Origin of the sequence: Pseudomonas sp. KCJK9000 (assembly GCF_046230725.1) — a bacterium.
GTDB lineage: Bacteria > Pseudomonadota > Gammaproteobacteria > Pseudomonadales > Pseudomonadaceae > Aquipseudomonas > Aquipseudomonas promysalinigenes.
Genome location: NZ_JBJJLN010000035.1, coordinates 20,044 through 31,679, shown reverse-complemented (window position 1 = coordinate 31,679; position 11,636 = coordinate 20,044). Strand labels below are relative to the sequence as shown.

The following is an 11,636-nucleotide window of genomic DNA, read 5'->3' as shown; positions in this document are numbered from 1 at the left end:
GAAACTCAGCGCCGATAGCCATCTGCACTGAATTGAATAGGGTACTTGATTAGGAAAATGGCAGGGGCGGCTGGATTCGAACCAACGCATGGCAGGATCAAAACCTGCTGCCTTACCGCTTGGCGACGCCCCTGTATCGGATGCAGCTGATGCTGCTCTGACCATTCCAACTTGATGACAACTGGCTTGTTGCCGTGGAATGCGCGCACTTTAACAACAAAGCGCATGCCTGTGAAGCCCCCGGTTGAAAAAAAATGCTTTAAAACAGCAAGTTAGTGCTTTCTCCGATTCCCATGCACATTCAGGCTACCATCCGTCGCTTTTTTTACTGCCCTGCTTCAACACATTCGTTTTGCCTCCTTCCAATCCATTAAGCGAACTGCATTGACCAAGGAGGCCCTCATGCCTGTTTCACACGATCTCTATCAAGACCTGCACTACCCGCGAGAAATCGTCCAGCAAAGGCGCCAGGCCGACAAAGACTTGGACCGTCTGCTCGACGAGTATGTGGACATCGATAACCAGGTACTGGCAGCCGAAGCGATCTCCGCTGGCAATTTCGTCGATGAAGATCTACGCCGTTTGAAGGAGCGCCGCCTAGCCTTGAAATACATGATCGAGCGCCAGCTAGAGCGCAAGGCCTGAGCGACTTCTGCTGTAGCGCCAGCGCCGGTCCACGGCGCTGGCCTGTCTTTACTGCACCGATTGATCTCACTTGTCGATAAATGCACGCCATTTTATCTATTGGTCAAAAATGCTGCCCTGGGGCAAGCTGCACGCTGCCCGGTCTTTGCCCAAGGAGCTTCGCTTTTGTCTGCCTGGATCCCTTCCCCGCTGCGCCAGCTCGGCCAGCGTTTGCGCGGTGCGTCGTCCAACCCCGGTGAACTGCTCAGCTGGTTCGAGCAGAAGGCGCGCAGCCGTGGCTACCAGCTCAGTGACGGTCAGCGCATGGTCATCGACAGCATGGCCAGGCAGCTTGCGCAGCTGCAAAACGGCAAGCCGCGCAGCCTTTATCTGTACGGCGCGGTGGGCCGTGGCAAGAGCTGGCTGCTCGATGGTTTTTTCGAGGCAGTGCCGGTGACAAACAAGCGTCGTCTGCATTTCCACGACTTCTTCGCTCGCCTGCACCAAGGCATGCACCAGCACCGCCAACTGAGTGATGCGCTGGGCGCAACCTTGGACCAATTGCTGGGCGACTGCCAGGTGCTGTGCTTCGACGAATTCCACGTGCATGACATCGGCGATGCAATGCTGCTGACCCGGCTGTTCAACGCGCTGTTCGCCCGCGGCATCTTCGTCTTGTTGACGTCCAACTACGCCCCTGAAGGTCTGCTACCCAATCCGTTGTACCACGAGCGGTTCCTGCCGGTGATCCGCCTGATCAACAGTTCGATGCAAGTGCTTGAGGTCGGTGGCGACATCGATTTGCGCAGCCTGCCGGCCAACCGAGAACAGCAACGTTTCACCCAAGGGCATTTTGTGTGGCCGGGCGATGCGATGCAGCGTAAAACGTTGAACTTACCAGAGGGTCAACCACTGCTGCTGGAAGTGAATAAGCGCCCTTTGCGCGCTCTGGCCGTCGAGGGCCGCAGGGTGATGCTGGCTTTTGATGATGTATGCGAAAAAGCCACGGCGGTCATCGATTATCTGGTAATGGCCGCGCAGTACGATGAGTGGATCATCGATGGGCTGGATGACCTGGCGCAATGCTCACTGGCGGCGCAGCAGCGCTTCGTCAACCTGGTGGATGTGCTGTATGACCAAGATCGGCAGCTTACGGTCATTGGCACGCGGCCCCTGGCGCAGAGCCTGGATGGCCCAATAGCCGATCTCATGCGCACGCGCAGCCGGTTAGGGCAGTTGAAACAGCTGGGCCCAGCGTGATTGTCGCCGACCCTTTGAGGTAACTTGGCAACTGTCTGTTCTACCAGCAGACAGCACTACTGCTCCCGTTCATCAGAAGACGCGCAGCGTAAGCCGACCATGGTGTTGACGAAACTCACCGCTGATGGTCATGCGGTCATTTGAATGGTAGACCTGATCAGAGCTTCAATGACGCAAATGCCGTGGTTTTCCACCGAGGCGCGCTCGATCAAACACTCGGTTTAGCTGAATTTGCTCATGGTGGTGTTAGTGGCTTTCGTTCAAGCCTTTTTCTTAACGGGTGAAGTGCCTGTAGCCATTTTGCGGCTCTAGCACAATGACCAGGTCGATACTGACTTTGGCGACCGAGAGTGGCTGCTGACACCGAGTTACCCGCGCAGTCAGAGCATGCTGGTCATCGAACATGCAGATCAGCAGGTTATCGAGATCAGGTGCTCGACATTCATCGCCCGCTATCCGCTCTAGGGCCAGCCCTGGATACTCGGCCCGCTCACCGAGCGAGCCGAGCATCAAAGGACGACTAGGCCCAGGCTTCATCCGGCCCTGGGCAGGTCTGCCAACACGGTCTCGATCTCCAGCAACACGGCCGGGTCATCGAGTGTCGAAGGAGGCACATACGCCTGCCCATCGGCGATCTTGCGCAACACCGCCCGCAGGATCTTGCCCGAGCGTGTCTTGGGTAAGCGTTTGACCAGACGTACTCGACTGAAGCACGCCAGCGCGCCAATCTGCTCTCGTACACTGCCCACCAACTCGGCCAACAGCTGCGCCTGGGTGATGCGCTCACCATCCTTGAGTACCACCAGCGCAAGCGGCACTTGGCCCTTGATCTCATCATGCACCCCGATGACTGCGCACTCGGCCACTGCCGGGTGGCGAGCGACCAAGTCCTCCATCTCCCCCGTTGACAGCCGGTGGCCAGACACGTTGATCACGTCATCGGTGCGCCCCATGATGTAGACAAAGCCGTCCTCGTCCAGGTAACCGCCGTCACCGGTATGGTAATAACCTGGGTAGGTCTGCAGATAAGCCTGCAGGTAACGCTCGTGGTCGCCCCACAGTGTTTGGCTGCAACCAGGCGGCAGTGGCAGGGCTATCACGATGGCCCCGTGTTGATCAGCGCCAAGTGTATGCCCTTCGTCATCCAGCACCCGCACATGGTAGCCAGGCACCGCTCGATTGCTCGAACCTGGCCGCGCTGCGCTGCCCTCGAGCCCCACGCAAGGTGCAGTCACCGGCCAGCCGGTTTCAGTCTGCCACCAATGATCATGCACCGCCTTGCCGGTGACCTGCTCCAGCCACTGGTGGGTGCTGGAGTCGAGCTTCTCACCCGCCAGGAACAGCTGGCGCAGCGAGCCCAGATCATGCTTGCGGATCAGTTCGCCCTCCGGGTCTTCTTTGCGGATTGCCCGCATGGCGGTCGGTGCGCAGAACAAGGCATTGACCTTGTACTGTTCAACCACCCGCCAGTACGCCGAAGCATCCGGCGTGCGAATCGGCTTGCCCTCGTAGAACACCGTGGTACAGCCGCTCATCAACGGCCCATAGACGATCAACGAATGCCCGACCACCCAGCCGACATCGGAAATACCCCACCACACATCACCCGCTTGCATGCCGTAGATATGACGCATCGCGTAGCAGAGCGCCACTGCGTTGCCACCGTTTTCCCGGACGATACCCTTGGGTTTGCCAGTGGTGCCTGAGGTATACATGATGTAGAGCGGATCGCCGGCATCCAGAGCTACCGGGGCCACGGGTTCGGCAGTGGCCAATGCCTGCTGCCAGTCCAGATCACGTTCCGATTGCCGTTGCGCCAAGGCCTGTGGCCTCTGCAACACCAGCACCTTGCGAGGTTGATGGCGTGCCAACTGCAACGCGCGGTCCACCAGCGGTTTGTATTCCACCACCCGATCAAACTCCAGCCCGCAGGAGGCAGTGAGCAACAGCGCTGGGCGCGCATCGTCGATGCGCAGGGCCAGTTCATTGGCGGCAAAGCCACCGAATACCACCGAATGTACCGCGCCGATCCGCGCGCAGGCCAGCATGGCCATGGCCGCTTGGGGCACCATCGGCATGTAGATGATCACGCCATCGCCCTTGCCCACGCCCAACTGCTGTAACAGCCCAGCCAGGCGCGCCACTTCATCGCGCAGGTGGTTGTAGGTATAGGTCTGCTGTACGCCCGTCACGGGCGAATCGTAGATCAGCGCCAGTTGCTCGCCGCGGCCCAGTTCAATTTGCCGGTCCAGGGCCAGGTAGCAGCTGTTCAAGCGGCCGTCGGCAAACCAGCGATGGGTGCCATCTGGGTTGCCTTGCAAAATCAGCGAGGGGGCGCGGTACCAGGCCAATGATTGGGCCTGTTCGGCCCAGAAGGCGGCTGGGTCGTTAATGGACTGGGCATAGCTGTGCTGGTAGGTCATCGTGGTGGAACCCGGTACTTGTTGTTATTGAGGGGCGAACAACGAGTATGGCCCGCTCCACCAAGGCTGCCATGGGACTAAAGTCACAACCGACCTGCAAATTTGCAGACAGTCTCAAAATGCCCTGAATCAGTGCAAAGCTTCTAGAATAGCCCCCCCACCAACGCAGAGCCGACCATGGACATCGACCAGGCCCGTACGTTTCTTGAAGTGGTGCGTTGCGGCAGCCTGGTCGCCGCCGCCGAACGCCTGTGCGTATCACAGACCGCTATCACTGCCCGCGTGCAACGCCTGGAGCAGCAACTGGGCTGTCAGCTGTTCGTGCGCAGTCGAAATGGCGCTAGCTTGAACCACGATGGTGAAGCCTTCGTCAGCTACGCCAACCAGCTGGTACAGACCTGGGAAGCGGCGCGGCGCGACCTACCGCTGCCTGAAGGCCGCCAGCAAGTACTGCATATTGGCGCGCAGGTAAGCCTGGGCAACCCGATGCTGCTCGACTGGGTCGGCGCCCTGTTCCGCGAAATGCCAAGCCATGCCATCCGCAGCGAAATCAGTGACGAAGACGCTTTGCTGCGCAAGGTCGACATGGGCCTGCTGGACGCAGCCCTGGTGTACCAGCCGATCTACGGTCCAGGGCTGCAGGTTGAGCAGTTGATGGAAGAAAAGCTGATTCGCGTGCGCAGGGTCCAGCGACCTGAGCCATACATCTTCATCGACTGGGGTGAAGGCTTCCGCCGCCAGCACGATGCCGCATTGCCGGACTGCGCGCGCCCGGCGCTGAGCTTCAACCTCGGGCCGCTGGCTTTGCAGTTCATTCTCGACCACGGGGGTAGCGGGTATTTCCGTACGCGTGTCGTACAGGCCTATTTGGATAAAGGCGTATTCGAGCGTGTGCCGCAAGCGCCGGAATTCACTTACCCAACCTACCTGGTCTACCCGCGCAAGCGCGACAGCGAAGCGCTGCAACAGGCCATCGCGGTGCTGCGCGGGCTGATAGCGGCTGACTCCAGCGACTGGTCACAACGCTGGGACCCGCTGGTGTGAACCGCTGCCAGCGGCGCTTAGCAACTGGCGGGCAAGGCCGGCGACCAGATCGGTCTGGGTGACGACCCCTACCAACCGGCCATCATCGAGCACCGGCAGGCAGTGCAGGCCTTGCTCGCACAACAGCGGTAGCAGGCGCTCCAGCGGGTGCTGGGGGCCGACACTGACCACATGCCGACTCATCACCTGCTCCAGGCGCACCGCTTTGCGGCCGAACAGGCCGCGCCAACTGAGCTGGCCGCGCTGCATGGCCGGGCCGATAAGGTCGCTGAGGCTGACGATACCCACCAGCTTGCCCTGGTCGAGTACCGGAAGAGTGTTCAGATGGTGGCTACACAGCAGCTTCCAGGCCTGTTCCAGAGTGGTCTGCGGCGAAGCGAACTGCACATCGCGCGACATTACGGCACTGGCAGTGATACCGCCGAGAGTGCGCTGCAGGGCGCTGTGCTCGGTGGCGATGATGATGCGCTGTAGCTCATCGCGAGTGACGTCGACGAACTCCCCTAGCTCCATCAGCGCCTGATCCAGGTCAGCGCTGCTGACGCCAACGCGCTCGCGCGGCAGCGGGTCGTGGGTATGGTGCAGATCGATGCGCGGCAGTGCTGCTTTGGGGTAGCGCACCCCGGTCAGGCGGTTGTAGATCACCGCGACGCACACCAGCATCAGTGCATTGAGCAAGACCGGCTCTAGCAGGTGGTCACCCATGGCCGTCAAGCCCGGATCGGCCAGCACCGCGCTTACCGCCACCGCACCACCCGGCGGGTGCAGGCAGCGCAATAAGCACATCACGAGCATCGAAATGCCCAGCGCCGTGGCGGCCACCCACAGCTCCCCGCCCCAGCCCTGACGCATGGCAAGGCCGACAGCCCCAGCCAGGGCATAACTGCCAAGCACCGGCCAGGGTTGGGCCAGCGGCCCGGAATGCACGGCAAACACCAGCACCGCAGAGGCCGCCAACGGGCCCAGTAGGTGCAGGGCAATGCCTGGCCCGTAGGCCAGGCTGGTCAACCCGCCAGCGACGAACAAGCCGAGCAATGCGCCGACACCGGCGCGCAAGGCTTGCTTGGGTGAGATGTTCAGGGGCGCAGGCAGCAGCCGCTGCAGAAGACTGTCGTATCGCATGGCAGGCATTCGAAGGCTCAACATCTTTGAGTGTCGTAGTGGAAAGAAAGCCCAGTCGAGGGTAACTGGGCTGGCAGCGCCTAGGCAGCTGCGTAAGGGCTCCGTCCTTGGAGAGATGGAAACCGCAGGTTTCGTCAGGTGATTGTGCCGCGCGGCACACCGTTGAGCTAATTCAAAAAAATGCGGGGTAACTGCAATTTTTCTGAATCGTCACTGCAGACACTTCAATAATTACGCGGCAGTTCGATCCGTATGCGCAGGCCACCCAATGGGCTTTGCAACAGCTCCAGCCGGCCATTCCAGGCCTCGACAATGTCGCGCACGATGCCCAGCCCCAAGCCATGCCCATCGACCTGCTCATCCAACCGCGATCCCCGCTCCAATACCTGCAGGCGTTGGCCCTCAGGGATGCCAGGGCCATCATCATCGACCCACAGTTGATACCCAGCAGGCGTTGCAGCAATTTCCAGACGCACTTCGCTGTCGGCCCACTTGCAGGCGTTGTCGAGTAAGTTACCCAGCAGCTCGAGAACGTCTTCGCGGTCCCATGGCAATTGCAGAGCTGGGGGAACCTCGCGGTGTAACTGCAAGACCTCGCCATGAATCATGCACAAGGTCGCGAACAGGCCGGGTAACTCGGCATCGCAGTCAAACTGAGACCCCGGTAATGCATCCCCTGCCAAGCGCGCACGGTTGAGCTCGCGGGCCAGCCGCTGCTGGATCTGCTGCAACTGTTCACGCAATTGCGCTTGCACCTGCGGCAGGTCCTTCAGGCGTTCGCTGGAGGCGAGGCTGAGCAGCACTGCCAAGGGGGTCTTCAGGGCATGCCCCAGGTTGCCCAAAGCATTGCGCGAGCGGCGCAGGCTGTCTTCGGTGTGACTGAGCAAGTGGTTGATCTGGCCGACCAGGGGCGCCAGTTCGCTGGGCACCTGAGCGTCGAGCTGAGACCGCTGGCCCTGCTGCAACTGGGCAATCTGCTGGCGCGCTCGCTCCAGTGGGCGCAGCGAACGGGTCACGGTGATGCGCTGCAGCACCAGTACGATGAGCAACGCGATCAGGCCCATGCCCAGGCCGATTTGCTGCAAATGGCGAAAGCCTTGGCGCACGGGCGAATAGTCTTGCGCGACGCTGATCGAAATATCCTGGCCCAGGCGCCGGTAATCCGCGCGCAGGGCCAGCAATTGCTGGCCTTCCGGCCCTAGCTCGTGGGTATCGGAAAGCCCCGGCTCAGCGGGTTTGGGCATATCCAGGTCCCATAAAGAACGCGAGCGCCAAGTGCCCTTGTCAAAATCGATACGGAAGTAGTAGCCGGAAAAAGGCCGTTGATAGGCCGCTGAGATACGCCGCTCATCCAACTGCAGGCCCGTGGGCCCTCGCACCAGCGCCACCAGCAGGTTTTCGCTTTCCTTGCGCAGGCCGTTTTCCAGGTAACGCTGCAAACCTGCCTCGAACAACCAAAGCGTCAGTTGCGCGAGCACCAGGCCAACAATCACCAGTACGGCAATAAGCCCCAGGCTAAGACGTGCCTGGATGGACTTCACTCGCCGCTCCCGGCATAGATATACCCCTGGCCGCGCCGAGTCTCGATGACGCTTCGCCCCAGCTTGCGCCGCAGGTGATTGACATGCACCTCCAGCACATTGGAATCGCGCTCCGTCTCGCCATCATAAAGATGCTCGGCAAGATGGCTTTTGGACAGGATTTGCTGCGGGTGCAGCATGAAGTAGCGCAATAGGCGAAATTCGGCAGCCGTGAGCTGAATATCGACCCCGTCGCGGCTCACGCACTGGCGGCCCTCATCTAGATGCAGACCTGCCGCTTCCAGGGTTGGCCGGTTGGCCAGGCCGCGGGCGCGACGCAGCAGCGCCTGAATGCGCAGTTGCAGCTCTTCGGGATGAAAGGGCTTGCTCAGATAGTCATCGGCCCCAGCCTTGAGGCCTTCGATCCGTTCAGCCCACGATCCGCGCGCCGTGAGAATCAGCACCGGTGTTGCCAACCCGCCGGCACGCCATTGTTCCAGTACATCCAGACCCGGCAAACCAGGCAAACCCAGATCCAGAATGATCAAGTCGTAGGGTTCGCTCTGGCCTTGATACACCGCATCCCGCCCATCGGCCAACCAGTCCACGGCATAGCCTTGGCGCTGCAAGCTGGTAGTCAGCTCGTCGGCCAGGGGTACATTGTCTTCGACAAGCAGCAGGCGCATGTCAGTCGTCTTCCTCGTCTTTGAGCAGAGCACCAGTGCTGGCGTCCAGCTTGATTTCGCGCACCACGCCTTCCTGGGTGAGCAATTCGACCTCATATTCGTAGCGGCCGTGCTCCTCTTCCAGTTCGGCCTCCAGCAGACGCGCCCCGGGGTAACGCCCCAGGGCGGTCGTGAGCAATTGCTCAAGTGGCAGAATGACGCCCTTCTGACGCAGTTTCAGGGCCTGGTCCTGGTCCAGATCGTGGGCAACGGCCAGCGAGCAAACGGCCAGCAACGAAAACAGCACGTATCGCGCCGGCCGAGTGATGCAGGCCATTAGCTGTCTCGCTGATCCTTCAGCACCTCACCAGTTTTGGCGTCCAGGTCGACGTCCCACTCCACGTTCTGCGTATCGCGCAGTTCGACCTTGTAGATGTAGCGGCCGTATTCGTTTTCCAGCTCCGAATCGGTGACGGTGGCACCTGGATGCTTGGCCACGGCAGCAGCCTTGAGTTCGTCCAGCGACTTGATGGTCTTGGCGTTGACCAGTTTCACCACTTCGTCAGGCTGCACCTCCTGAGCAAAAGCGGCGTTGGCACCCAGTGCAAGGGCGGCGGCAGTGAACAAGGCAGTCAAAGTTTTCATGATGGCTCTCCTGAGCGAGGTTCAAGTTGTCTACGGGGTTAAGATTAACCAGCGGTCCTTAATTCAACCTGAAAACAGCTGGCGCCATGATAGCGCAGCTACGGCTGCATCAAGGCCCTATAATGACCGGCTCGCTAGCTGTGGAGTTCGACATGAGCGCCATTCACATCAAATACCCAGCCCTGACTTTCAAGGCTGGCCAGCGCGCCTTGCGGCAGATTCGCGAGCGCGGTTTGCAGCCTGGCGATGTCGGGGTATTGCCTGGGGCGGCGGGTGGCCCCAAGCCGTTGGGCATTCAGGGGCTGGACCTGGCCCTGTTCGGCGAGTGGCTACCTTCGGCGCCGCGCCAACGCGCCCTGATCGGCGCCTCGATCGGCTCCTGGCGCTTCGCCAGCGCCTGCCTCGACGACCCCGTGGCCGGCATCCGCCGTTTGGGCGAGCTATACACCGAACAGGACTTTGCCAAGGGCGTGACCCCGGCGCAGATCAGCCGCAGCTGCCAGCGCATGCTCGACGACTTGCTGCAAGGCCGCGACGGGCAGATCCTCGCCAACCCGCTGTACCGCTTGAACATCCTGGTGGTCAAGAGCCATGGCCAACTTGCCCACGACCACCGCGCCCGCCTAGGCATGGGCCTGGGCTCGGTAATTGCCAGCAACCTACTGGGCCGTGCGCGGCTGGCCCGACACTTCGAACGCGTGATCCTGCACGATGCTCGCAGCGCCCCGCCGCTCGAGGCCCTCACCGATTTTCCCTCGCGCTGCCTGCCACTGGACCTAGCCAATCTGCGCCACGCACTACTGGCCTCAGGTTCCATCCCGATGGTGATGGAAGGTGTGCGTGATATCCCCGGTGCAGGGGCTGGCACATACCGCGACGGTGGCTTGCTCGATTATCACCTCGACTTGCCCTACCGCGGTGACGACCTGGTGCTGTATCCGCACTTCACCGACAAAGTGGTGCCTGGCTGGTTCGACAAGGCGCTGCCTTGGCGCAAGGGCGACGCCACACGTTTGCAGAACGTACTGTTGCTGACCCCATCGCCGCAGTATTTGGCTGCCTTGCCTTTCGGCAAGCTGCCCGACCGTAATGACTTCAAGCGCTTCATGGGCGATGCGCCGAGCCGCAAGCGCTACTGGTACAAGGCCATCGCCGAAAGCCAGCGGCTGGGCGACGAATTGCTGGAATTGATCGCCACCGGGCGGTTGCCCGAACGCCTGCAAGCCTTGTAGCGGCCATGCTGGTAGACTGCGCGCATTATTGATTCACACAGAGTTATGACAGCGTGGAAATCTTCAAGGAATTTACGTTCGAATCGGCCCACCGCCTGCCCCACGTTCCAGCAGGGCACAAGTGCGGCCGCCTGCACGGCCACTCGTTCAAGGTCGGCCTGCACCTGACCGGCCCGCTCGACCCGCATACCGGGTGGATCCGTGACTTTGCCGAGGTGAAGGCGATCTTCAAGCCGATCTACGACCAGCTTGACCATAACTACCTGAACGATATTCCGGGCCTTGAGAACCCCACCAGCGAAGTGATCGCCAAGTGGATCTGGGACCAGGTCAAACCCCTGATGCCAGAGCTCTCCAAGGTGCGCATCCACGAAACCTGCACCAGTGGCTGCGAGTACACCGGCGACTGATACGCTGCTGCGGGCAGGCGCTCAGCCCTGCCCATCGCCCACCCCGTCGCGCAGGAACCTTGGCGCAATGTAGCGCTGGTAATGGGCCTCGGAGAGCAGGAAGAATTCGCGGTCGATGGCATCGCGCAGTTGTGGCAGCTCCCAGTCGCGAAACTCCGGCAGCAGCGCCATGCCGTAAGCCTCCAGGTCGCGAATCATCCGTGCCCCGCGCGCGATCAACTGATACGCCCAGCAGTACTCCGACTGCTGCTCGACGAAGCGGATCGAACGCTGCTGCAATTGCTGGCGCAGCAGGCCCTTGTCGAACACCTCCAGCTTGGCCATCATCACCTGCACCAACAGTTGCTCCAGGCGCAGCCAGACAGCGCGCTTTTGCGTGTCGTCGTAGCCGTTCCAGTGGATTACTTCATGGTGAAACCGCTTGCAGCCACGGCATACCGTGTCCCCGTACACGGTGGAACAGAGGCCGACGCAAGGGGTCTTGATGGACTGGTTGGACATTCGAAACAATGGCTTGGCGGTGGAACACCGAGGCATGTTAGCCCTTTGTCTAACCACGGTCACCCGTTAAAGTCACGCTCGCCGCCTTACCTTCTGCGACAATTTGCCGTAGAATCACCCCGCCTTTTCAAGGCAACAATGTCCGTTGGAAGCTGTTTTCAAAGCGTCACGAGCACAGTCCATCCGGTAG

The 11,636-nt window shown here is 60.8% G+C and carries 13 protein-coding genes and 1 tRNA gene; 5 read left to right on the top strand and 9 right to left on the bottom strand.

Going from position 1 to position 11,636, the window contains the following annotated elements; genetic code table 11:
• Positions 1-58: 58 nt before the first annotated feature.
• A tRNA-Gln gene (locus ACK59H_RS15885) sits at positions 59-133 on the bottom strand.
• 269 nt (positions 134-402) lie between these two features.
• Here ACK59H_RS15885 and ACK59H_RS15880 point away from each other — a divergent pair.
• Both ACK59H_RS15880 and zapE read left to right on the top strand, forming a co-directional pair.
• Complete coding sequence (locus ACK59H_RS15880; protein ID WP_060476806.1) at positions 403-645, top strand: DUF465 domain-containing protein; 243 nt, start codon at positions 403-405, stop codon at positions 643-645.
• A 165-nt stretch (positions 646-810) separates the two neighbouring features.
• Positions 811-1,884 carry a cell division protein ZapE gene (gene zapE / locus ACK59H_RS15875; protein ID WP_060476805.1) on the top strand — a complete coding sequence of 358 codons (1,074 nt, stop codon included), beginning with the start codon at positions 811-813 and terminating at the stop codon, positions 1,882-1,884.
• A 273-nt stretch (positions 1,885-2,157) separates the two neighbouring features.
• Here the strand turns inward: zapE and ACK59H_RS15870 are convergent, their stop codons facing one another.
• Together ACK59H_RS15870 and ACK59H_RS15865 are read right to left on the bottom strand one after the other, a co-directional pair.
• Positions 2,158-2,394, bottom strand: coding sequence for a hypothetical protein (locus ACK59H_RS15870; RefSeq protein WP_060476804.1), 237 nt, complete (start codon positions 2,392-2,394; stop codon positions 2,158-2,160).
• Between the two features lie 23 nt (positions 2,395-2,417).
• Entirely contained in the window at positions 2,418-4,307 is a 1,890-nt protein-coding gene (locus ACK59H_RS15865; RefSeq protein ID WP_409264622.1) for a propionyl-CoA synthetase, read from the bottom strand.
• 177 nt (positions 4,308-4,484) lie between these two features.
• On the opposite strand from ACK59H_RS15865, the gene ACK59H_RS15860 reads away from it, so the two are divergent.
• Positions 4,485-5,351, top strand: coding sequence for a LysR family transcriptional regulator (locus tag ACK59H_RS15860; RefSeq protein ID WP_409264621.1), 867 nt, complete (start codon positions 4,485-4,487; stop codon positions 5,349-5,351).
• Here the strand turns inward: ACK59H_RS15860 and ACK59H_RS15855 are convergent.
• From ACK59H_RS15855 to ACK59H_RS15835, 5 genes are all read right to left on the bottom strand, one after another.
• Positions 5,325-6,482: an HPP family protein gene (locus ACK59H_RS15855; RefSeq protein ID WP_060476801.1), complete on the bottom strand. Its 1,158-nt coding sequence runs from the start codon at positions 6,480-6,482 to the stop codon at positions 5,325-5,327. The genes ACK59H_RS15860 and ACK59H_RS15855 overlap by 27 nt on opposite strands.
• Positions 6,483-6,697: 215 nt before the next feature.
• On the bottom strand, positions 6,698-8,014 hold the full coding sequence (locus ACK59H_RS15850) for a sensor histidine kinase (protein ID WP_060476800.1): 1,317 nt from the start codon (positions 8,012-8,014) through the stop codon (positions 6,698-6,700).
• Positions 8,011-8,679 carry a response regulator transcription factor gene (locus ACK59H_RS15845; protein WP_060476799.1) on the bottom strand — a complete coding sequence of 223 codons (669 nt, stop codon included), beginning with the start codon at positions 8,677-8,679 and terminating at the stop codon, positions 8,011-8,013. Before ACK59H_RS15845 ends, ACK59H_RS15850 begins: the two co-directional genes overlap by 4 nt.
• 1 nt (position 8,680) lies before the next feature.
• The gene (locus tag ACK59H_RS15840; RefSeq protein WP_060476798.1) at positions 8,681-8,995 is read right to left on the bottom strand and encodes a PepSY domain-containing protein; all 315 of its coding nucleotides are present in this window, start codon (positions 8,993-8,995) and stop codon (positions 8,681-8,683) included.
• The gene (locus tag ACK59H_RS15835; protein ID WP_409264620.1) at positions 8,995-9,303 is read right to left on the bottom strand and encodes a PepSY domain-containing protein; all 309 of its coding nucleotides are present in this window, start codon (positions 9,301-9,303) and stop codon (positions 8,995-8,997) included. The genes ACK59H_RS15840 and ACK59H_RS15835 overlap by 1 nt, the downstream gene beginning before the upstream one ends.
• A 152-nt stretch (positions 9,304-9,455) precedes the next feature.
• On the opposite strand from ACK59H_RS15835, the gene ACK59H_RS15830 reads away from it, so the two are divergent.
• Positions 9,456-10,535, top strand: coding sequence for a patatin-like phospholipase family protein (locus ACK59H_RS15830; protein ID WP_060476840.1), 1,080 nt, complete (start codon positions 9,456-9,458; stop codon positions 10,533-10,535).
• A gap of 53 nt (positions 10,536-10,588) precedes the next feature.
• Entirely contained in the window at positions 10,589-10,945 is a 357-nt protein-coding gene (gene queD / locus ACK59H_RS15825) for a 6-carboxytetrahydropterin synthase QueD (protein ID WP_060476796.1), read from the top strand.
• A 21-nt stretch (positions 10,946-10,966) separates the two neighbouring features.
• Here queD and ACK59H_RS15820 read toward each other — a convergent pair whose 3' ends face one another.
• The gene (locus ACK59H_RS15820) at positions 10,967-11,446 is read right to left on the bottom strand and encodes a DUF1289 domain-containing protein (protein ID WP_186476909.1); all 480 of its coding nucleotides are present in this window, start codon (positions 11,444-11,446) and stop codon (positions 10,967-10,969) included.
• Positions 11,447-11,636 lie beyond the last annotated feature (190 nt).

Excerpts from the sequence above, each read along its gene's own strand:
- ACK59H_RS15880 (WP_060476806.1), top strand. The coding sequence starts at position 403 with ATGCCTGTTTCACACGATCTCTATCAAGACCTGCACTACCCGCGAGAA.
- ACK59H_RS15870 (WP_060476804.1), bottom strand. The coding sequence starts at position 2,394 with ATGCTCGGCTCGCTCGGTGAGCGGGCCGAGTATCCAGGGCTGGCCCTA.
- ACK59H_RS15865 (WP_409264622.1), bottom strand. The coding sequence starts at position 4,307 with ATGACCTACCAGCACAGCTATGCCCAGTCCATTAACGACCCAGCCGCC.
- ACK59H_RS15860 (WP_409264621.1), top strand. The coding sequence starts at position 4,485 with ATGGACATCGACCAGGCCCGTACGTTTCTTGAAGTGGTGCGTTGCGGC.
- ACK59H_RS15855 (WP_060476801.1), bottom strand. The coding sequence starts at position 6,482 with ATGCCTGCCATGCGATACGACAGTCTTCTGCAGCGGCTGCTGCCTGCG.
- ACK59H_RS15845 (WP_060476799.1), bottom strand. The coding sequence starts at position 8,679 with ATGCGCCTGCTGCTTGTCGAAGACAATGTACCCCTGGCCGACGAGCTG.
- ACK59H_RS15840 (WP_060476798.1), bottom strand. The coding sequence starts at position 8,995 with ATGGCCTGCATCACTCGGCCGGCGCGATACGTGCTGTTTTCGTTGCTG.
- ACK59H_RS15835 (WP_409264620.1), bottom strand. The coding sequence starts at position 9,303 with ATGAAAACTTTGACTGCCTTGTTCACTGCCGCCGCCCTTGCACTGGGT.
- ACK59H_RS15830 (WP_060476840.1), top strand. The coding sequence starts at position 9,456 with ATGAGCGCCATTCACATCAAATACCCAGCCCTGACTTTCAAGGCTGGC.
- ACK59H_RS15820 (WP_186476909.1), bottom strand. The coding sequence starts at position 11,446 with ATGTCCAACCAGTCCATCAAGACCCCTTGCGTCGGCCTCTGTTCCACC.